We start from the raw sequence: 21,885 nt of genomic DNA, 5'->3' as shown, positions 1-21,885 counted from the left end.
AAAAATATGTCAGCACAAACGTCAATAATATAAATAATAGGAAAGCAAAGATGTTGAAAGCTTATGCAGTAGCAGTAGTACTCGCCACGACGGCACCAGCAGCAATCAAGTCTGTTGAAGGTACCCAAGCGCCAGTTAAAACCGAAACCACTAGCCAAACTGATACCACTAAAAATGGTGTTAGGACTGGCTCTGTTCGGTTATATGGGGTTAGAACTGGCTCTGTTCGCCTGTAAGGATGAGGCATCAAAATCAGTGCTTTTTTACTGAATTGACCTAAAAAAAGAGAGCCTATGCTCTCTTTTTCATTTCAACTACCTTGCTTTAAACCACTACGCTAACCATAAAACGCTTTGAAGCCCTCGTGATTTGACTAAAGCTATTCGTTGCTGTGCTTTGAATAAAGGGAATATCATCGGCCCTAATACCAAACCCGCTGCAGCCCAATTCTTAGCTTGCAAACCGCTTTTATAGGCTTGCACATAGTACAAACCACTACATAGTATTGAACAACAGAAATAGGCGATCACTTTTTTCTCTCTACGGCAAACTATTGCCGAAATTGACATAAGTAACAAAAATTTAACGCGTGTTTGGAGTTGAGGCTTGCCTCTGAACTCAAAACACGCAGAGTTTTCTGATCAATAAAAACTTGATCCAGATGCTTGCATATTTTTTAAACATCGGGCAGGTGCGAATTTATCACCATACAAACCTTGATAATGTTCTAACCTAGCAACCACATGATCGATACCTAGACTATGCATGTAACGGAACGGTCCACCTAAAAATGGGGGGAAACCAATACCAAAGATAGCGCCGATATCACCGTCTCTGGCGTTACGAATTACGCCTTCATCCAAACACATGGCGGCTTCGTTGAGCATGGTTAATACACAACGTTCTGCCATTTGTGCCTGGCTTGTTTTCGCGCTCGGAGTGATACCAAGTAGACTATAAATTGACTCATCAACGGTTTTTCCCGGCTTCTTACCGGTGTACAGATAAAAGCCCTTTTTATTCTTTTTGCCTTTGCGCTCATCCGCCAATACCTTGCCAAATGCCTCAGGAGCCGAGAATCGATCACCAAATTGCGCTTGTAAGATAGGGATGATTTTAGTACCAACATCGATTCCCACTTCATCTAACAACTTAATCGGTCCAACGGGAAAGCCAAATTTAACTAAGGCCTTATCAATTTGCTCAATAGGCTCTCCGCTTAAAATCAACTCGGCGGCTTGGTTCATATAGGGCGCTAAAATTCTGTTTACATAAAAACCGGCCCCATCTTTTACTACAATGGGTGTTTTCCCTTGACGTTTAGCTAGGTCAACGGTGGTTGAAATGGTCAAATCAGAGGTTGTTTCATGGGCAATAACTTCTGCCAAGGGCATTTTGTCTACTGGAGAAAAATAATGCAGACCAATAACTTGTTCGGGACGCGCCGCTTTAGCTGCGATTTGCCCAATAGGGATAGAAGAGGTATTTGAAGCAAAAATAGTATGTTCAGCACAGTTTTGTTCAATCTCCGCCACCATTTGTTGTTTTAGACCTAAGTCTTCAAATACAGCTTCAATCACCACATCGACATCGGCATAACCTGAATAGTCCACAGTGCCGGTTAGCAGAGCCAGTTGTTTTTGCATGTGCGACTTGCTCATAAAACGGCGTTTAACTTTTTTATTCAACAGGTCATAACTGTACTTAATGGCATTGGCAATACCTTCAGAGCGAATGTCTTTGATACGCGCCGGCAAACCTGCTTTAGTTGCAGTTACAAAGGCAATACCACCGCCCATTAAGCCACCACCTAGCACACCAATTTTTGCTAGTTTGGCTGGTGCAACACCTTGCACACCGGTCTCTTTTTTCATTTCTGTGGTCGCAAAAAACAAACTTCTCAATGAAGCTGATTCAGCCGTCATAACCAATTGACCAAAATTTCGCGCTTCGACTTGTAAGCCTTTTTTCATCCCCTGTTTTAAACCCGTTTCGATACAATCGATAATCAAATTAGGAGAAGGATAATTGCCTTGCGTCTTACTTGCAGTTTGTTTACGAGCTTGACTAAACATAAGGTTGCGACCAACTGGGGTTTGTTCCAAAAACTTTCCCATCAGGTCAAGTTTAGGTTTAACCCGTTTGGGTTTTGACTTTTTAGCCAGCTCGATGGCCACGTCCAATAGTATGGTTTCCGGTACCATGTCATCAACAATGCCATACTTGAGAGCTTGTTTAGCGCGCACAGACGCCCCCGTTAGCATCATTTTCATTGCCTGTTGCACACTGATTAGTTTTGGCAGTCTTTGCGTGCCGCCACTTCCAGGCAATAGACCAAGCTGTACTTCAGGTAAGCCTAATTGAGTCTTATCACTGTCACTACATACCCGATAATGACAGGCCAAGGCTAATTCTAAACCACCACCGAGAGCCGGCCCATGAATCGCTGCAACAAAGGTTTGTGGCATATCTTCAATCCGCTGAAACATGGCTTGTCCACCCGCAGCGATAGACTCTGCATCCTCAGCACTCTGGCAAGCAGCTAGCATACTAATATCAGCACCTGCGACAAATGAATTACGTTTACCACTAATAACCACCACGCCTTTAATGCTTTTATCCGCATTAATTTGCTGCAATACATTTTCGATTTGTGCAGCAAATTCTACTTTTAGTGTGTTCATTGACTCACCAACAACATCCATAGTTACTATGGCAACACCGTCTTCGCGAGTTTCTAGCGTAAATGCACTAGCTTGTTCTAGTTTCTGATTTTGTTCAGTCATTGCCTTTTCCTTATTCTGTTTCAACGATCATAGCTGCGGCCAAACCACCTGCGGCACAGGCGGTTAATAAACCCGTTCCACCGCCACGACGATTCAATTCATTTAACATTTGCGTGATCATACGTGTACCGGTTGCAGCAAAAGGATGGCCATAGGCTAATGAACTTCCCATTACATTGAATTTATTCATGTCGATTTCACCGGTTGCCTTTTTACGCCCCAATTTCTCTTGGGCAAATTTATCACTGGCAAACATTTTTAAGTTGGCTAAGGTCTGGGCAGCAAAGGCTTCATGCATTTCGATTAGGGTAATGTCTTGTAAGGTCATTCCAGCTCTATCTAAGGCCATTGGCGTAGCATAAGAAGGTCCCATCAACATATCTTCCCATACATCAATTGCGGCCCAAGCATAACTTTTTAGATAACCCAATGGTTTATAACCCAGAGCCTTGGCCTTGCTTTCAGTCATCATGATAATGGCTGAGGCTCCATCTGTTAGTGGAGTGGCATTGGCTGCGGTAACGGTTCCGTGCTTTTTATCAAATACCGGGCGTAATTTTGCATAACCTTCTAGGGTAGAGTCAAAACGCACATTATTGTCGCGTTCCAGAGCGCCTTTATAAGGTTCCGCATAGGCGGTCATAACTTCATTAGCTAATTTACCTTCATTCCAGCTTTGGGCCGCTAGAGTGTGTGAACGGTGAGCCAATTCATCTTGCGCTTGACGACTAATTTGGTGTTTTTTGGCCATTTGCTCCGCCGTCTGCCCCATAGACAAACCAGTCGAATATTCGGCAACGGCCGGCGGAACAGGAAACAAGTCTTTAACACCCAGTTTTTTAAGTACCTGCCACTTTTGCCCTAAGGTTTTGGTTTTTTGTAAATCCGTTAGCGCCCGGGCTAAATTTTTTGACACGCCAATAGGTGACACAGAAGTAGAGTCAGCACCACCGGCCACACCAACACTAATATTGCCTGCCATCATCGATTCAGCAATGCTGACGGTAGATTGAAAACTGGTCGCACAAGCCCGCGACACACTGAAGGCATCGGTATGTACATTCATGCCCGTTCCTAACACTATTTCTCGCGCAATATTGGGAGCTTCTGGCATTTGCACTACTTGGCCGTAGACTAACTGCTCGATTTCTAGTGGCGAAAGATTGTGGCGCACTAGCATTTCGTTGACCACCATTTTACCCAAATCTACTGCGGGAACCCCATGAAAATAACTTGCCATTTTGGCAAACGGAGTTCGTAAACCAGCAACTATCGCAATGCGGTCGCCCTGTCTGGTGGTGACATTTTGCTTTGTTGTCATGCTCTGCCCTCTTAATTTAGTGGTCTGACCTGTTGTTTTTTGTTGATTGTACAGGGATAACTTTAGTTGTTCAAGCTAGCCTAAATAGCCTTAAATTTAGCACAGCAAAAGTCTCTTGCACTGAGAATAAGTATTGCGGTTTATCTTTATCTGTTGCTCTTGTCTGACTGCAACGGTTGATCATCCTCAAACTAGTCAATAAACCTCTATTTTAAGTGCAAGGATTGCCACTAAGCTATTTCAGATCAACGAGTGAGTTGGCGCATAGGCTAAAAGTATAATTATGATTACATTATGACTTTGTAACATTGTTTTTCAGAAGGGGAACCCTATATAGGTTAGCATTGTCCTTAATGCACCTTATTACATTAAGGTGTGGTTATTTAGAATTAGTTTACGTAATTTCCCAGTCAGCAGAAGGAAGTAATAGCAAACATGGCACGAGCTCAGTTTTCACAATTGCAAGCCTACCTCGATACTCAGGTAGTGGGTCAACAAACCTTGACACAAAATATCCTCATCGCTTTATTAGCTGATGGGCATTTATTAGTTGAAGGCCCGCCTGGATTAGCCAAAACCCGTGCAGTTAATGCTCTGGCTAAAGGCGTTGAAGGCGATTTTCATCGGGTGCAATTTACCCCTGACTTACTTCCCGCCGACTTGACAGGTACAGACATTTATCGACCAGAAAATGGCAGCTTTGTATTTCAGCAAGGCCCGCTATTTCATAACTTAGTGTTAGCTGATGAAATTAACCGTGCCCCTGCAAAAGTGCAATCAGCATTGCTTGAGGCAATGGCAGAAAGACAAATTACCGTGGGTAACAAAACTTATGCCTTACCTGAATTGTTTCTCGTGATGGCAACCCAAAACCCGATTGAACAAGAAGGTACTTATCCTCTACCAGAAGCTCAACTTGACCGTTTTTTGATGCATTTGGAAATTGACTATCCTGGTGCTGAGACTGAGCTTGAAATATTGCGTTTAACCCGTGATGAGGCGCTTCATGCCAATAAGGTCGATGCGCCCAACTTAAGCCAAGTGGATATATTCAAAGCGCGCCAAGAATTACTGAAAATCCACTTAGACGAAGGTTTAGAAAAATATTTAGTCCAACTTATTATCGCCACCCGCCAACCCGAAAAATTTGATGCTGATTTGGCGAATTGGATAGAGTTTGGCGCTAGTCCACGAGCAACTATCGCATTGGACAAATGTGCGCGTGCTCATGCATGGTTAATGGGACGTGATTTTGTCGGGCCAGACAATATTCAAGCAGTTTTCCACAATGTATTACGTCATCGATTGATCCTCAGTTATGAAGCAGAAGCTGAGGGAATAAGTCGTAACCAAGTGCTGGATAAAATTTTGCAATTAGTCGCAGTTCCTTAGTAAAACGAGAAAGGCATAGCGATGTTGGATGTTGAAAATTGGTTGCGAGCTCATCATAGCGATGGCATCAATCTGAATATACGAGAATTGATTCACTACCAAGGAAAAACCGGCCTAGTCAATCTATCTCCACGTAAAACCGTGCAAGCCAAATTGGCTGGTGCTTATTTGGCCAAAACCAAAGGCCGCGGTATGGAGTTTGACGAGGCTCGTCATTACCAAGCAGGCGATGATATTCGTGCTATTGATTGGCGAGTTACGGCCAGAACCGGTAAAACCCATACAAAAATTTATCGCGAAGAAAAAGAACGGCCAGTGTTTATTTTAGCTGACTTATCTTCCAGCATGCAGTTTGGCACGCAGTTAATGTTTAAATCAGTTCAAACTGCCCATTTAAGCGCCTTACTCGCGTGGGCGGCTCGCAAACGCGGTGATCGTGTGGGTGGCTTGATTTTCAACCAATATCAACATATTGAATGTAAGCCACTGACACGCCAAAAGGCAGTACTTTCTTTTTTAAACAGCTTAATCAAAGTGCAAACGCAATCAGTCAGCGGGCAACAGAATCAAACATCGCGAATATCTAACGAAAATCAAGGTGTCACTTTTGCCGATGCATGTGCACGTTTACGTCGATTGGCTCATCCGGGTAGTTTGATCTTTTTACTCAGCGATTTTAGCCAACTCAATGCCTTGGCAACACAACATATTTCTCAGTTAAGTAGACATTGCGAGGTAATTGCTTATCCCATCAGTGATCCCTTTGAACATGAATTACCCAAAGTTAAAATGAGCCAGAAAGTGGCGTTGACTGATGGCATTAATCAACAAAATTTGATGCTGGGAGAAAAAGACACTGAATCTCAATACAATGCGCAACATCATGCTTATTTTGCCAATATAGAACATGTACTCAAACAGTGTAAGGCTAAAGTTGTGTCTGTCAGTGCCGGCGTCCCCCTAGAACAGCAACTCAATCAGTTTATGCGGACAACCTTATGAACAACCCATTGGCTGAATTAAAAGATATTCATACACCTGATGGTATCAGTCTCTGGCCTCCCGCCTATGGTTGGTGGCTGCTTACTTTCATCTTAATAGCATTCTTGGTATGGCTTAGCAGATTCATCTACCAACGCCATCAACAGGGCTTGGCTAAACGACAAGCTATGCAAGAACTAAAAAATCTTACTGCTGATTCATCCGCTTGGCGCGTAGACTTAAACAGCCTGTTGAAACGTTTATTACTGAATTATCAGCCTAGCCTATCGGTGCAGCAGCTCCATGGTGAGCAATTCTCCCGTCTACTCACTGAAGCTTTACCTCCATCTATGCAAGCAAGTTTTCAATTACAGATGAGCAAATTTCAACAAGGTTTATATCAATTATCGACGACGACTGAGGATGACTTTACCAGTAATAAGAATCTGATTATGCAGTGGATCAAAGCAGCCAAGTTGAATAATAAAAAAGTAAAACAACGTTTAAGTGCTTATTGTGAACAACATGGCAATAGGCAGCAAGGAGCGGAGCATGTTTGAATTCGCTTGGCTTTGGGTCTTTATTGCCCTGCCCTTACCCCTTCTTTTTTACTGGTTGCCCGCGCGGGCAGAAGTACAGCCAGCCGCTTTAAAAGTGCCTCATCTAATGCAAGGTTTGAGCGTAAGTCAAAGCAAGAAAAAATCCAATAAAGTAAGACTCATTGTTGCTACGGTTGCTTGGTGTGCCCTTGTTATCGCTGCCGCGAGGCCGCAATGGCTCGGCGAACCGGTCAATATTTCAGCCGAGGGGCGCGACCTGATGATAGCGGTTGATTTGTCTGGAAGTATGAAGATGGAAGATATGGAGATCAATGGCCGCCAAGTCGACCGACTCAGAATGATTAAATATGTGCTTAGCGATTTCATTGAGCGCCGAGTAGGTGATCGCTTGGGTTTGATCTTATTTGCCGATACCGCCTATTTACAGGCACCGCTTACCTACGACAGAGAAACGGTAAATCAATTACTGAACGAATCGTTAATTGGACTTGTGGGAGAACAAACTGCTATAGGCGATGCGATAGGTCTAGCCATTAAGCGGTTTAATGCAAAAGAAGAGTCAAATAAAGTGCTTATTTTGCTGACAGACGGTCAGAATACCGCGGGTAATATCACACCCGAACAAGCCAATGAATTAGCCATTAACAACGGTGTTACAGTTTATACTATTGGTGTCGGTGCAGACAAAATGATGATGCAAAGCTTTTTTGGTAGTCGACAAATAAATCCTTCTCAAGAGCTCGATGAAGACATGTTGAGTAAAATAGCCACTTCAACCGGTGGTCAATATTTTCGTGCCCGGGATGTCGCCTCATTACAAACCATTTATGCCAAATTGGATGAGCTTGAACCCATCGCCAGAGAGACCCGGCAAATGCGTCCCTTACAAGCCCTGTACTTTTATCCCCTTAGTTTCGCATTAGCCTTAACTGTCTTGTTGAGCTTATATCAACTGTTATTTGTTAATCGTCTTTTGACTCGCGTAAGTAGAGGTAGTTATGAGTGAGTTAATGCTTAATTTGCAAGACTTCCATTTTCTGAGGCCCGAGTGGTTATGGGCACTTATTCCACTTATCGGTATTGCTGTAGCATTGATAGTCATGCAAAAACAGCAAACTGGTTGGCAATCTGTCTTGGCGGGACACCTATACAAACACATTATTAGTCATAGCCATGCTAAACCACTTAAGCACCCCTTCGGTTTACTCGCCCTTGCGTGGCTGATAACAACACTATCATTGGCCGGCCCAACCTGGCAGCGTCTTCCCCAACCTGTTTTTCAATTGCACAGTGGCAAGGTAGTGCTAATCGATATGTCAATGTCGATGCGGGCCACCGATATCAAGCCCAATCGTTTGACACGAGCAAAATACAAAGCCATCGACCTTGTCAAAAAATTAACAGAAGGAGAAATAGGCTTAGTTGCTTATGCGGGAGACGCATTTACCATCAGCCCACTCAGTTCTGACGGGCAAAATTTAACTACCCTGATCCCCAGTCTAAGCCCAGAAATCATGCCTATTCCTGGCAGTGAACCATTCTTAGGGTTGCAAACCGCCATTGAGCTATTGAAAAACGCCAATTATCAACAAGGTGATATTTTTTGGATAACGGATGGAATAGAGAACCGACAACTAAAAGAAATGAGCAGTTTACTCAATAGTTCTAGCTATCGTTTATCCATTTTAGCTGTCGGTACAGAAGAAGGAGCCCCTGTGCAAACCCTTAATGGTGAGTTATTAAAAGACAGTAGTGGCGCCATTGTTGTACCCAAACTGCCTACCAACAACTTAAAAACTCTAGCCAAACAAGGTGGCGGACGCTATGCCCCTTTGCAGACTGATGATAGTGATATTGATTACCTCATCAATCAATCACAATTTGATGCCAATACGGACGACACAGAACAAGTTGAAAATGATGATAACTTTGGTGATAAGTGGCGCGAAATGGGCCCTTACTTGCTGCTGTTATTGTTGCCTCTGGCCGCTTATAGTTTCCGGAGAGGGTTGTTACCTGTGATGCTGCTTGGCGTATTTTTACCACTTTACACCCCACAAGCGAAAGCTGATTGGTGGCAAGATATGTGGAAAACGCAAGACCAACAGGGTTTGCAGGCCTATCAAGAACAGCAATTTGAGAGTGCCGCAGAGAAATTCAATGATCCATTATGGTTAGGCTCAGCCTTATATAAAAAACAAGACTATGAGCAAGCATTGAGTGCTTTTAGTCAGGTAAACACGGTTGATGCTCGCTACAACCAAGCTAATACCTTGGCGCAGTTAGGCAAGTATCCCGAAGCAATCAAGATGTATGAATCGGTGCTAAGCGAACAATCGGATTATAAAGATGCGGCAGCAAACAAAGCCCTGCTAGAAAAGTTGTTAGAGCAACAGCAAAAAAATGATCAACAAAATAACGAGTCGGAACAGCAAGACGATTCACAGCAACAAGATCAGCAAGACCAACAACAAAGCGACTCGTCTCAACAAGACCAACAGAATCAGCAAGATCAACAGTCACAAGACCAACAAGATTCTGAGCAGCAATCACAGGACAAAAGCGCAGAGAGTCAACAAAATGACTCAGAGCAACAAAGTGAACAACAGCCAGAAGAGCAAGAGCAAGCTAAATCACAAGAGGCTGAGCAAAACGAACAAGAAAAATCAGAGCAAGAATCCACAGACGCCAGTGAAGAAGCCAAACAACAAGCGATGGCTGAACAGGCAAAAGAGCTAACAGATGAAGAAAAAGAACAAATGCAGCGAATGCAGACCCTGCTAAACAGAGTGCCTGACGATCCCGCTTTTTTACTCAAAAGAAAAATGCAGATAGAAGCACAACAACGTAAACGTGAACGAGTACCCAGCAATTTACAGAGGAACTGGTAACAGTGAGAGCAATGAAATTTTTACTATTGAGCCTAAGCTTTTTTATGCTAGTGAGCAGTCAAGTCGGCGCTCAACCGACTGAAGTAGTTGCCAGTGTAGATAAAAACCCTGTTATGGCTGACGAGTCATTTAACTTAACCATTACCGCCAATGATGATGTTGATCGCTCTGCTTTTGATCCTTCAGTTTTAATGAAGGACTTTGTGGTGGGTCGCACCTCGGTTAGTACGCAAACTCAGATGATTAATTTTAATACCACTCGCACTACTATTTGGACAACCTTACTGATCCCCCGTAAACAAGGTCGCTTCACTATTCCTGCTTTTAATGTCGATGGTCAATCCACTCAAGCCATTCCACTTATGGTTGTGCCAGTATCGGCTAATGCGTCTGCACAAAGTCGTGATATTTTTATTACTACCGAACTTGATGTACCAGAGGCCTATTTGCAACAACAACTGCGTTACACCGTAAAGCTATATTTAGGTCAAGATTTACAACGTGGTAGCCTGGCAAATCCGAGTTTAGAAAATGCTGATATTAGGCAAATTGGTAAAGACAAAGAATACAATGAAATAAAGGACGGCCGTCGGTATCGCGTGATAGAACGCACCTTCGCTATTATTCCACAACAAAGTGGTAACTTTACTATTGACGGTCCCTTATTTGAGGGAGAGATCATCGACAACTCTCGTCAAAGTTTTGGCTTTTTTAACCGCAGTACCCCAGTAAATCGCGTGGGGCCAAGTCAAGATATTATAGTTTTGGCCATTCCCCCCAATTATCCACATCATTGGCTGCCAAGCGACTATGTGCAAATAAACGAAGAGTGGCAAGGTGATCCTGAGCAATATCACGCAGGCGAGCCGATTACCCGAACCATAACCTTAACCGCTATCGGTGTGGTAGAAGAACAGTTACCCACTATCAATGGCACCTATCCAGATAACGTCAAGACTTATCCTGATCAGGCTGAAACCGCAACGGTAGAAAAGGACCAAACCCTTATCGCGCAGCGCAAGGAATCCGTGGCCATTATTCCAAGTGAACCCGGTCAACTAGTATTGCCTGAAATAAGCGTCCCTTGGTTTAACGTCTTAACCAAAAAAACCGAATATACAACCTTACCGGCAAAAACATTGAACATATTACCCTCGGTAAACCAAACTGCCTCTCCAATACCGCAGCTTAAACCTGAGGTAACAACCGAAGCGGTGACAAATCCTAACCAAAGTAATCCTCAGACATCAACAGTCATGACTAGTGAGCCAGACCGCACTTGGCAGATTGTTAGTGCCGTTTTATTGGCTACATGGCTTATAACGCTGGCATTGTGGATTTGGCAGGTGAAATTTCGTTCCAAAAAAACGCTTAGTCACACCCAGCAGATTAAGCAGCCACAGCACTCTGTGAATGCGCAGTGGAGCTCACTTGAAAAAGCATTGAGCCAAGCTGACAAAAAATCTGTAGCTATTTTGTTACCTCATTTTTTAGCCAATATTCTCGGACAATCACATTTGACTTTGTCTCAGTCTCTACAAAAATTAGGCGACCAACAATTAGTCAATCAAGTTAATCTCATGTTGGCGGCGCAATACGGTCAAGCAACTAAAGATTGGAATGGTGAAGCACTAAAGCAAGCATTACGACCTTATTTGAAGGGTGCTACAGATAAGTCAGGCACAAGCAAGCAATCATTGAAACCACTCTACCCTAGCGCGTAATAAGTACATTACCTTGCAGTTAAACAATGAGTAGATAGTCGATTTATCTGCAAGGGTTCTGTTATCTGCTGTGCAGGGAGAAATATCAAATCAAACTAGGCTAGTTTGTTAGATTCGCGCATACTATCCTTAGATTAATAAATCGAGTGTTCAATATGATGAGATTAGAGGTTAATCGTATTATTTGAACGCTACAGTGGATTAAATTATGTTTTCGCGAAAGCAAAGTAAACCTCCCTCGGTCTCTAGTGACATGGCAAATAAACAAAAACGCTATGAAGCACTGGTATTGGGTCTACACACCGATATTTTTCGCTACGCATACTGGTTAGTAAAAGATAAAGCTATAGCTGAAGATATTGTTCAGGAAACCTTTCTGCGCGCATGGAAATCCCTTGACTCACTTAATGACGAAAAGGCGGCAAAATCTTGGCTGATAACGATTTTACGTAGAGAAAATGCCCGTCGATTTGAACGAAAACAATTCGATTTAGTCGATATTGACGATGTGAGTGTTGCGGATGATGAGCAGTTAAGCAATGAAGTTGAAATCGAGCACAGAGAGTTAAGAGCCATTATGGCCTCATTAAGTGAAGAATATAGAGAACCTTTAATGTTGCAAATTGTGTTTGGTTATACTGGCGACGAAATTGCCGACCAACTTAATTTAAATAAAAATACGGTTATGACACGATTATTTAGAGCACGAAATCAAGTTAAAGAAGCCTTAGATAAAGCAAATGATGTAAGAGGGCGCAAAAATGGATGATCTAGAATTTCGTCGTGCAGCTTTAGCGGATCCCAGTACCCTTGATAAAAGTTTACTAGACGCTGCAGCCAACGACCCTAAAAAACAAGAATTTTTGAATGATGTTAGGCAATTAAATAGCAAGATGATACGTGCCAGTAAAGTTGCTGCCCCAGAAGGAATGGCTCATCGCTTATTGTTACGTCAATCGATGGAAAATCACCGGGCAAGTCGCAAACGAAGCCATATTATCCAATTAGCCTTGGCGGCTTCGATTGCCTTTGTCTTCGGGATCAGTGTGACTAATTGGCAATATGCAGATGGCGTGAGTTTATCTGAACATGGAATAGCCCATGTTTTACATGAAGGTGATTATGCTTTAGCGGCCAGTGAAGATATTTCAATGTCACAAGTTAATGCAAAGCTAGCCAGATTTGGTGGTGAAATGACAGCAAGCACGGGCCGTATCTATTACGCTAATTTTTGTGATTTTGACAAGATAAAAAGCTTACACTTGGTCATGCAGGGCGAATCTGGAAAAGTTAGTGTCTTTATTGTGCCCCATGATAAAGCATATGTGACGGATAATGTTGTTGAGGGTAAATGGAATAGCCAAAGTTTTGATTTAAGCAAGGCTAGTTTAGTGGTGGTCAGTGACATCCCCTCTGATGTAATTAAAATGAAAGAGAAACTGGCAAAGAGCATGCAATTTTCGGCTTAGCTGAAGTAGTGACTCTGCCTGATTAAAAACAGCAAGGATATGTCTAAGCGTGTAAGGCATATTCTTATTGTTCTGGACTTAATCAAACCTGATAATACATGGTAATGTGTTCAATACCCCCGTCAACATATGATTCACCTTCTGCTAAAAATCCCAATTTGTGATAAAAGAGTTTTGCTTCAATCTGGGCAGATAGCTTAATTTGGGCGTGTTGGTGTTCAGCCTTAATATCTTGCAACATAGTGCGCATTATCAATGTGCCTATGCCTTTTCCACGCCAAGCTGGAGAAAACACCACACGCTCAATTTGAAAATCATTGGCTGAAGGTAATTGGCGATAACGCGCATAGCCGATCAACTCTGCATCAATCTGTGAAGAAGACCAATACAAATAGTGCATTGCTTCTTGGTCTAAACCATCCAAATCCGTGTAAATACTTTGTTGTTCAACGATGAACACATCTTGGCGTAACTTAGCGACTAAATAAAACTGCTGAACAGTCAACATTTCAAATTTAGCCCGCTGCATATAATGTGATGATATTTTTGGAGAGTTATTCATTCTGTTACTGACCTAGCCTAAGGGCTGCGTGGATTAGTTATACCCTTATTTAACCACTGCACACCCGGCCAAACAATAGAGCCATTTTTAGAATTTGCAAAAGGCCGACTAACAGCACTTATGCAAGAAGTAGCCTGCTGGTCCTATCGCACGGATAAAGGAAAATGACTAAGTAGCTATATACAACAAAACTGCTGCTAATAAATGTTGAGAATCCTTTGCGCGATAAAAGTCCATTGCACTACTAATTTTTTTCTAAGATTTACAAAATCTAGTGTTACACTCTTGTCCTCAAGCAGATTGAGTCAATATATAAAGAAAACTTCAATCCACGCAGACGAATTTAAGTCTAATTTTTGGTAAACAACATCCCATCAAGTCAACTAAAGACATCGCCGAAGGAGTTTTAATTTGAGTTTTTATGCGGCCCGCCAGCCAATATTGAACAAAGACAAAACTCTTTTCGCTTACGAGTTGTTATTTCGCCAAAGTCTTGAAAATGTTTTTCCAAAAATTAATGAAAATCAAGCCACTGCAAAACTGATAGAAGGTTTGCAATTTAATTTGGGACTTGAAACCTTAACCCAAGGCACGCTAGCTTTCATCAATTTTACCCACGACACTTTATTGGATGGCTATCCGTTATTGTTGCCTAAAGAACAAATCGTGGTAGAAATTTTAGAAACCGCAAGACCTGGTAAGCGATTACTTAAAGCCTGTATCGAGCTGAAAGAAAAAGGCTATCTACTAGCTTTAGACGACTATGAGCACGATCCCTTGTGGCGTCACTTTTTTCCTTACATTGATATTATCAAAATTGATTACACCCTATCTTCTAATGAACAAATAAAACAAATACTAGATGAAGTAAGGCCCTACCCAAATATCAAACTCTTAGCTGAAAAAATTGAAACCTATAGTGAATATCAACATGCTTTAGACATTGGCTGTGAATATTTTCAAGGTTATTTTTTCAGTAAACCAGAAGTGATTAAATCAATCGCCTTTAAACCATCACAATTATCGGTGGTGAATTTAATGGCAGAAGTGAGTAAAGGCGACCCTGATATTCAAAAGATATCAGCTATTTTCGAAGGTGATGTAGAGCTGTCATTTAAGCTTCTGCGTTATGCCCAATCCCCTGTTTTTAAGAGGGTAGGTAAAATAGAATCTTTGAGACAAGCCATTATTATGTTTGGTATGGAAGAGTTAAAACGCTTTATTTCTCTTCTTTTCACAGCGCAATTTAGCCAAGGAAAGCCACAAGAACTAACTGTCATGGCCTTAGCCAGAGCTCGTTTTTGTGAGCAAATGGTGCGTATGAATAAGACCAGTGCTGAGCCTTCATCGGCTTTTCTTATTGGTTTACTCTCTTTGTTAGACGCCATGGTTGATACCAACATTTCAGAATTGATGGAAAAGCTACCCATTGCTCAAACACTGAAAGACGCCTTAATCAGCCGCCAAGGCGAATTAGCTAACTACCTTAAATTATGCGAGTTACTTGAATCCGCTAATTGGCAAGAAGCAGAAAGTTTTGCTCAACAATCAGGTTATATTTTGGAGCCTGCTTTAGATTGTTTTCAACAAGGTCTTCAGTGGGCATCAGAACGAATAAAAATGCTGTGAAGATTTGCATTTAAACTTACAGCTTATATAACTACGCGTATAGTAAATGAGATAAGTAATCAGCAGCATAGTCATATATCAAAAGTAGTTTAATTTAGAAGAATATAGCATAAATCCGTCTACTAATTGTCACGCTTTTTATGTTATGTTCTATACATAGAATTTATTGATATATACCCAAATCCAGCGTGAGAGGCATTATGACAACCGCAATACCCAATGTTACCCATTTAAAACAACTTGAAGCTGAAAGTATTCATATTTTCCGCGAAGTCGCGGCTGAATTTGATAACCCGGTGATGCTGTACTCCGTAGGAAAAGATTCATCCGTACTGCTTCATTTAGCGCGTAAAGCCTTTGCCCCTGGTAAAATTCCATTTCCCTTACTCCATGTGGATACCACGTGGAAATTTCGTGAAATGATTGAGTTTAGGGACACTATTGCAGAAAAGCATGATCTTGATTTGTTAGTCCACATAAACCAAGACGGTGTCGATATGAACGTCGGGCCCTTTACTCATGGCAGTGCTAAACATACTGACATAATGAAAACCGCCAGCCTCAAACAAGCATTGAATAAATATAAATTTGATGCTGCTTTTGGCGGTGCTCGCCGAGATGAAGAAAAATCTCGGGCTAAAGAGCGGGTTTATTCTTTCCGTGATGACAACCATCGCTGGGATCCTAAGAATCAACGTCCTGAATTGTGGAATATATACAATTCACAAATAAATAAAGGCGAAAGTATTCGTGTATTCCCTATGTCAAATTGGACTGAACTAGACATTTGGCAATATATCTATCTCGAGAATATTGAAATTCCCTCTTTGTATTTAGCTAAGCCTCGTCCGGTAGTCGAGCGCGACGGCACCTTAATAATGGTAGATGACGACCGCATGCCGATGCAGCCTGGCGAAAAACCAGAAATGCGCTCAGTTCGTTTTAGAACCTTAGGTTGTTACCCATTAACCGGTGCAGTCGAATCAACAGCAGCGACTTTGCCTGAAGTTATCCAAGAAATGCTGCTAACCAAAACCTCCGAGCGTCAAGGGCGTGTGATTGACCATGACTCTTCTGGCTCGATGGAGAAAAAGAAAATGGAAGGTTATTTCTAATGGCAACGAATATTGTTTGGCATCAACACGATGTAGATAAATCTCGTCGTGCACAAGCTAAAAAGCAACAAGCTTGTGTTATTTGGTTAACGGGTCTTAGTGGCTCAGGTAAGTCCACGATTGCTAATTTACTTGAAAAAAAGTTAGCTGAATTCAATAAACACACCTACTTACTCGATGGTGATAACGTTCGCCATGGCCTTTGTGGAGACTTAGGTTTTAGTGATAAAGATAGGGTTGAGAATATTAGGCGGATTAGCGAAGTGGCAAAGTTATTTGTCGATGCTGGTTTGATTGTTATCACTGCTTTCATTTCTCCTTTTCAGCGAGACAGAGATTACTGCCGCAATTTGCTTGACGAAAATGAATTTGTTGAAGTATTTATTAATACGCCAATTGAAGAATGTGAAAAGCGCGACCCTAAAGGTTTGTATCAAAAAGCCCGGCAGGGTGACATCAAAGATTTCACTGGCATTAGCTCCCCTTATGAAGCACCAGTTAGTCCAGAAGTTGTATTAGAGTTTACCGGTCAAAGTGCTGAAGAATCCGCTGATCAATTATTTAATCTATTGTTAGAAAAGGGATTTTTGAGTCATGTTGAATGATGAATTGATAGAAAGTATTGTGGCATTGAGTCATGCCGCAGGTGACAAGATCATGGATATATATCAGCGTGATTTTGGTGTTTATGAAAAATCAGACCAGAGTCCTCTAACTGAGGCCGATCTTGCCGCACACCATTGTATTGTTGCTGGCCTAAAAGCGGTTTCTGATTTACCTATCTTATCTGAGGAATCAGCCAATATACCATGGTCTGAGCGCAGTACTTGGCAAGAATACTGGTTAGTTGACCCACTTGACGGTACCAAAGAATTCATTAAGAAAAACGGTGAATTCACAGTTAACATTGCGCTAATTAAAAACGGACAAGCTGTTTTTGGTGTGGTTTATGCTCCAGTATTACAGCAAACCTATGTGGGTGTTGTTGGCCAAGGCGCTTATAAAATAAGTAACAAAATACGTACTAATATCACTGTCAAGCCTCATGCAGAAAATGAAAAATGGCTTATTGTTGGAAGCCGTTCTCACCAGAGTCCTGAAATACAACAGTTTCTAGACGAGCTTGGCGGAGAAACTGAACTGGTTGCTATGGGTAGCTCCTTAAAGCTGTGTTTAGTGGCCGAAGGAGCTGCGCATCTGTACCCTCGATTAGGTCCAACGTCTGAATGGGACACTGGAGCAGCGCAAGCCGTTGTTGAAGCAGCAGGCGGAACGGTGACTATCGTTAATGATGTCAGTACCGCACTGGCTAAAGATGCCTCCCCTCTGCGTTATAATCAAAAAGAATCTGTTTTAAACCCTTATTTTTTAGTGAGTTATTGAATTATGAATAGCGAAAACACCTTACTTCAATCCGATATTTTGGGTTATTTAGATCAGCACGAAAATAAAGACATGTTGCGCTTTTTAACCTGTGGCAGTGTTGATGATGGAAAAAGCACTTTAATTGGTCGCCTGTTACATGATTCAAAAATGATTTTTGAAGATCAATTAGCCGCCATTACCAAAGACAGTAAAAAAAGTGGAACCACTGGCGATAAAGTTGATTTAGCCTTATTGGTTGACGGTTTGCAGTCTGAAAGAGAACAAGGCATTACTATCGATGTTGCCTATCGTTATTTTTCAACGGATAAGCGCAAGTTCATCATTGCAGATACCCCTGGACACGAGCAATACACCCGCAACATGGTAACAGGCGCTTCAAACTGCGATCTTGCCATTATTCTTGTAGATGCGCGCGCTGGCGTTAAAACTCAAACTCGTCGTCATTCGTTTTTGGTCTCTTTGTTAGGTATTAAACACGTCATTGTGGCCGTAAACAAAATGGACTTAATGGAATATAGTGAAGCGGTCTATGAAAAGATAAAAGCTGATTATCTGGAGTTCTCTAAGCAGCTTACTATCCCTGATATTCAATTTATTGCACTGTCCGCTTTAGACGGTGACAACGTGGTAAACGTTAGTACCAATACGCCTTGGTATAAAGGTGAAACGCTGATGACCATGTTAGAAAACATCGAAGTCGCCCATGATTTTAATTTAGACGATTTTCGTTTTCCTGTGCAATATGTAAACCGTCCAAACCTGAATTTCAGAGGTTTTGCCGGTACCGTTGTATCAGGTCAAGTGTCAGTAGGCGACAAGATAACGGCTCTTCCTTCAGGTAAGCAGTCAACCATCAAATCTATCGTTAATTTTGAAGGTGAACATCAGAGCGTACATACGCCGTTGACGACCACATTAACGCTCGTAGATGAGATTGATATTTCTCGTGGCGACATGATTGTTAAATCAGACAATTTACCAATGCAGAGTAATGCTTACGTGACGAATCTGGTTTGGATGGCTGAAGAACCAATGATGCCTAACAAGCAATATGGCTTTAAATTTGCCACTAAATTTGTTCCGGGTAGTGTGACTGACATTGAGTATCAAATTGATGTCAATTCTTTAGAACACAAACCGGCCATTAGACTTAACCTGAATGAAATAGCGGTAGGCTCAATTAAGTTAACTCAACCAGTGGCATGTGACCCATATACTAAAAATCGTACTACGGGTGCCTTTATTATTATTGACCGATTAACCAATGGCACAGTAGGTGCGGGTATGATCATAGATGTAGTTAAAGATGCACATACTAGCGCAGATACCAATCACTCTGAGTTTGAAGTAGAGTTTAACGCCCTAGTTAGAAAACATTTCCCGCATTGGAATGCAACTGACATAAGTAAGTTAGTTTAAATTTTCGGGATCCTATGGACTTCAATCAATATCTGGTAATTGCTATTTTTGCCAGTACTATATTGGCGCTTATCGTTACCGATAAGCGCCCTTCTTCTATTTTTGCTGTTTCTATGTTGGTTTTGATTGTCGGTCAACAATTAAGCCTAAACCAGATTATTAATAACATGACAAATCAAGGTCTAGTTACCCTTATATTGTTACTGTTAGTCAGCAATGCTGTTGATAAAACCTCTTTAATCAAACGCTTAGGCCGCACTTTAATAACCGCAAATTATACTCAAAGCTACTGGCGTTTATTTGGCCTAACTTTTTTCTCATCTGCCTTGCTGAATAACACCGCTGTAGTCGCAAGTTTAATTGGCCCGGTGAAACAAAACCAACATCATGCGCCGTCTAGATTACTGATCCCTTTGTCTTATATCGCTATTTTAGGAGGCACAGTTACACTCATTGGTACCTCAACTAATTTAATAGTAGACAGCTTTCTGATAGAACATGGACATCAAGGTTTCAAATTTTGGGACTTTACCCTCTATGGCATGGTTGCAGGTTTGACTTGCGGACTTTTAATATTCGTTCTTTCATCTTGGCTGCCAGACATAGAAAACAAAGCGAGCAATTATAATCACTACTTTATTGAAGCCAAAGTAGCCATCGACTCTGAATTAGTTGGCAAAAGTGTTGAAGATAATCATTTAAGAAACCTACCTGAGTTATTCTTAGTTGAAATTATTCGCGACAAAAACCTTATTTCTCCGGTTTCACCGGAACTAGTTATCCAAGCTAATGATAAGTTGATTTTTTCTGGCAACGTGCAAAACGTAGGTAATCTGAGCCACATAAAAGGCTTACATTTATTTGCCGAAGCTGATGGTTTGTTAAGAGATAATTTAACAGAAGTCATTATTTCAAATAGAGCACAGATCATTGGTTATAGTTTAAAAAACCTGGGTTTTAGAGCCTTATTTGATGCCGCAGTTGTGGCCATTCGCCGCGATGGAGAGACTCTCTCGGGTAAATTAGGTGAGATTAAATTGCAGGCCGGTGACTTTTTACTGTTAGCGACTGGACCTGATTTTAACAAAAGACATAATTTAGCGAAAAACTTCTTCATCTTATCTGAGAAAAAGATGCCTGCTAAACTCACAACTTGGCAAGAACGTATCACTTTAGGTGGATTTATCACAGTTGTTGGATTGGCTGCCACTTCTGTATTATCTTTGGCTACAGGTTTAGTCTTTTTTCTTGCTCTATTAATCGTGTCGGGTGTCACCAATACCAACGAAGTTAAAAGTAATTTACCGCTTAACCTTGTGCTTGTCATTGTTGGTGCTTTAAGCCTTGCTACAGGCTTAGAAAACACAGGGGTTATAGCGTATCTAACAGATGCATTAGCGCCTGTAATGACCGATGTCAGTCCTTTTGCTGCCTTGGTAGGAGTTTACTTATTAACTCTACTGCTAACCGAAGCAGTCACCAATAATGCTGCAGCAGCCTTAATGTTTCCTTTTGCCTATGGCTTAGCCCAGATACTCAACGTCGACATTATGCCTTTTGCATTGGCTGTTGCCTTTGCCGCAAGTGCCAGCTTTATTTCTCCCTATGGATATCAAACTAATCTATTGGTATTTAGCGCGGTGAATTATAAATTCAAACATTTTATAAAAATGGGTTTACCAGTTTCAGTGTGTTATTCAACCATCGTTCTGATTCTATTGAAATTAACTTATCCTTTATAACAATAATCTTTTAGCAGTGGCTTGTAATGCAACGACAATCAAGGCACATGCTAAGAGTGCGCAATCATTATGGCAAAGAGTCATACGAAAGAAAGGAAGCCCTTAGGCGGTTTTTGAGGAGTCTAGCACTGCAAGATTTAAGGCTTCGATTTCAACTTTACTCAAATCGCGCCACTGTCCTGATTTAAGGCCTGCCAGTCTGACCGACATAATACGAGTGCGTTTTAATTTCACCACTTCATAACCAAGATACTCGCACATACGGCGGATCTGCCTATTTAAGCCTTGGGTTAGAACGATGTTAAAAACCATCTTGCTTTGCATAGTAACCTTACAGGGTTTGGTTACTGTATTTAGAATTGGTATACCGCCCGCCATTTTCTGAATGAAAGCCTCGGTCAAAGGACGATTTACCGTCACAATATACTCTTTATCATGAGAGTTTTCGGCCCGTAGGATCTTATTAACGATGTCGCCGTCGCTGGTCAGAAAAATCAAACCTTCCGAAGGCTTATCTAATCGACCAATTGGAAATATCCTCTCCTTGTGGCCAATCGCATCAATGATATTACCCTGCACATGCCGCTCGGTTGTACAGGTAATACCGACTGGCTTATTATAAGCGATATAGACCCGATCTGACTTATTACTCGCACTGGCCGACACAAGGGTTCCATTAACTCTTACTTCGTCTCCCACAAGCACTTTGGTGCCTAATTCAGGGCAACTACCATTTATTGTTACTTGTCTCGCTTCTATCAACTTATCCGCTTCACGCCGCGAGCAGAAGCCAGAATCGCTAATAAATTTGTTCAGCCGTATTGCTATCATTGTGTTCACTAAAGTTGAAAAGTCAAAAAACTAGGCCGCCTACCTTGTTGCCATAGCACTGTCTGCATCCCCACTTT

The 21,885-nt window shown here is 41.7% G+C and carries 19 protein-coding genes; 15 read left to right on the top strand and 4 right to left on the bottom strand.

The annotated features are described in order from the left end of the window. The first annotated feature begins 50 nt into the window (after positions 1 to 50). Complete coding sequence (locus tag ABKW31_RS03650) at positions 51 to 236, top strand: hypothetical protein (protein ID WP_348614838.1); 186 nt, start codon at positions 51 to 53, stop codon at positions 234 to 236. 405 nt (positions 237 to 641) lie between these two features. Here ABKW31_RS03650 and fadJ read toward each other — a convergent pair whose 3' ends face one another. Both fadJ and fadI read right to left on the bottom strand, forming a co-directional pair. Further along, entirely contained in the window at positions 642 to 2,786 is a 2,145-nt protein-coding gene (fadJ, locus tag ABKW31_RS03645) for a fatty acid oxidation complex subunit alpha FadJ (protein ID WP_348614837.1), read from the bottom strand. 10 nt (positions 2,787 to 2,796) lie between these two features. After that, positions 2,797 to 4,107, bottom strand: a complete 1,311-nt coding sequence (gene fadI, locus ABKW31_RS03640; RefSeq protein ID WP_348614836.1) for an acetyl-CoA C-acyltransferase FadI — start codon at positions 4,105 to 4,107, stop codon at positions 2,797 to 2,799. 435 nt (positions 4,108 to 4,542) lie between these two features. Between fadI and ABKW31_RS03635 the strand changes: the two genes are divergently transcribed. The 8 genes from ABKW31_RS03635 (at position 4,543) to ABKW31_RS03600 (ending at position 13,124) form a co-directional block, all read left to right on the top strand. Beyond that, complete coding sequence (locus ABKW31_RS03635; protein WP_348614835.1) at positions 4,543 to 5,499, top strand: MoxR family ATPase; 957 nt, start codon at positions 4,543 to 4,545, stop codon at positions 5,497 to 5,499. Between the two features lie 21 nt (positions 5,500 to 5,520). Next, a complete protein-coding gene (locus ABKW31_RS03630) occupies positions 5,521 to 6,501 on the top strand; it encodes a DUF58 domain-containing protein (RefSeq protein ID WP_348614834.1) in 981 nt (326 codons plus the stop codon). Continuing rightward, on the top strand, positions 6,498 to 7,040 hold the full coding sequence (locus ABKW31_RS03625; protein WP_348614833.1) for a DUF4381 domain-containing protein: 543 nt from the start codon (positions 6,498 to 6,500) through the stop codon (positions 7,038 to 7,040). The genes ABKW31_RS03630 and ABKW31_RS03625 overlap by 4 nt, the downstream gene beginning before the upstream one ends. Beyond that, on the top strand, positions 7,033 to 8,046 hold the full coding sequence (locus tag ABKW31_RS03620) for a VWA domain-containing protein (protein ID WP_348614832.1): 1,014 nt from the start codon (positions 7,033 to 7,035) through the stop codon (positions 8,044 to 8,046). Before ABKW31_RS03625 ends, ABKW31_RS03620 begins: the two co-directional genes overlap by 8 nt. Further along, complete coding sequence (locus ABKW31_RS03615) at positions 8,039 to 9,931, top strand: VWA domain-containing protein (protein WP_348614831.1); 1,893 nt, start codon at positions 8,039 to 8,041, stop codon at positions 9,929 to 9,931. The genes ABKW31_RS03620 and ABKW31_RS03615 overlap by 8 nt, the downstream gene beginning before the upstream one ends. A gap of 11 nt (positions 9,932 to 9,942) precedes the next feature. After that, the gene (locus ABKW31_RS03610; RefSeq protein ID WP_348614830.1) at positions 9,943 to 11,655 is read left to right on the top strand and encodes a BatD family protein; all 1,713 of its coding nucleotides are present in this window, start codon (positions 9,943 to 9,945) and stop codon (positions 11,653 to 11,655) included. A gap of 208 nt (positions 11,656 to 11,863) precedes the next feature. Further along, the gene (locus ABKW31_RS03605; protein WP_348614829.1) at positions 11,864 to 12,424 is read left to right on the top strand and encodes a sigma-70 family RNA polymerase sigma factor; all 561 of its coding nucleotides are present in this window, start codon (positions 11,864 to 11,866) and stop codon (positions 12,422 to 12,424) included. Next, entirely contained in the window at positions 12,417 to 13,124 is a 708-nt protein-coding gene (locus tag ABKW31_RS03600; protein WP_348614828.1) for a DUF3379 family protein, read from the top strand. The genes ABKW31_RS03605 and ABKW31_RS03600 overlap by 8 nt, the downstream gene beginning before the upstream one ends. A gap of 82 nt (positions 13,125 to 13,206) precedes the next feature. Here ABKW31_RS03600 and ABKW31_RS03595 read toward each other — a convergent pair whose 3' ends face one another. Further along, complete coding sequence (locus ABKW31_RS03595) at positions 13,207 to 13,686, bottom strand: GNAT family N-acetyltransferase (protein ID WP_348614827.1); 480 nt, start codon at positions 13,684 to 13,686, stop codon at positions 13,207 to 13,209. 411 nt (positions 13,687 to 14,097) lie between these two features. Between ABKW31_RS03595 and ABKW31_RS03590 the strand changes: the two genes are divergently transcribed. From ABKW31_RS03590 to ABKW31_RS03565, 6 genes are all read left to right on the top strand, one after another. Continuing rightward, positions 14,098 to 15,315 carry an HDOD domain-containing protein gene (locus ABKW31_RS03590; protein ID WP_348614826.1) on the top strand — a complete coding sequence of 406 codons (1,218 nt, stop codon included), beginning with the start codon at positions 14,098 to 14,100 and terminating at the stop codon, positions 15,313 to 15,315. A 188-nt stretch (positions 15,316 to 15,503) separates the two neighbouring features. After that, positions 15,504 to 16,430, top strand: coding sequence for a sulfate adenylyltransferase subunit CysD (gene cysD, locus ABKW31_RS03585; protein ID WP_348614825.1), 927 nt, complete (start codon positions 15,504 to 15,506; stop codon positions 16,428 to 16,430). Further along, the gene (cysC, locus tag ABKW31_RS03580) at positions 16,430 to 17,035 is read left to right on the top strand and encodes an adenylyl-sulfate kinase (RefSeq protein ID WP_348614824.1); all 606 of its coding nucleotides are present in this window, start codon (positions 16,430 to 16,432) and stop codon (positions 17,033 to 17,035) included. Before cysD ends, cysC begins: the two co-directional genes overlap by 1 nt. Beyond that, positions 17,025 to 17,813 (top strand): 3'(2'),5'-bisphosphate nucleotidase CysQ, encoded by a 789-nt coding sequence (gene cysQ, locus ABKW31_RS03575; RefSeq protein ID WP_348614823.1) that lies wholly within the window; start codon positions 17,025 to 17,027, stop codon positions 17,811 to 17,813. The genes cysC and cysQ overlap by 11 nt, the downstream gene beginning before the upstream one ends. 3 nt (positions 17,814 to 17,816) lie before the next feature. After that, the gene (gene cysN / locus ABKW31_RS03570; protein WP_348614822.1) at positions 17,817 to 19,235 is read left to right on the top strand and encodes a sulfate adenylyltransferase subunit CysN; all 1,419 of its coding nucleotides are present in this window, start codon (positions 17,817 to 17,819) and stop codon (positions 19,233 to 19,235) included. Positions 19,236 to 19,249: 14 nt separating this feature from the next. Then, a complete protein-coding gene (locus ABKW31_RS03565) occupies positions 19,250 to 20,977 on the top strand; it encodes an SLC13 family permease (protein ID WP_348614821.1) in 1,728 nt (575 codons plus the stop codon). Between the two features lie 102 nt (positions 20,978 to 21,079). Here ABKW31_RS03565 and rluF read toward each other — a convergent pair whose 3' ends face one another. Beyond that, positions 21,080 to 21,808 carry a 23S rRNA pseudouridine(2604) synthase RluF gene (gene rluF / locus ABKW31_RS03560; RefSeq protein WP_348614820.1) on the bottom strand — a complete coding sequence of 243 codons (729 nt, stop codon included), beginning with the start codon at positions 21,806 to 21,808 and terminating at the stop codon, positions 21,080 to 21,082. Between the last annotated feature and the right edge of the window lie 77 nt (positions 21,809 to 21,885).

Source organism: Paraglaciecola sp. 25GB23A (assembly GCF_040012495.1).
Lineage (GTDB): Bacteria > Pseudomonadota > Gammaproteobacteria > Enterobacterales > Alteromonadaceae > Paraglaciecola.
This window is presented reverse-complemented; position numbering and strand designations above follow the sequence as displayed.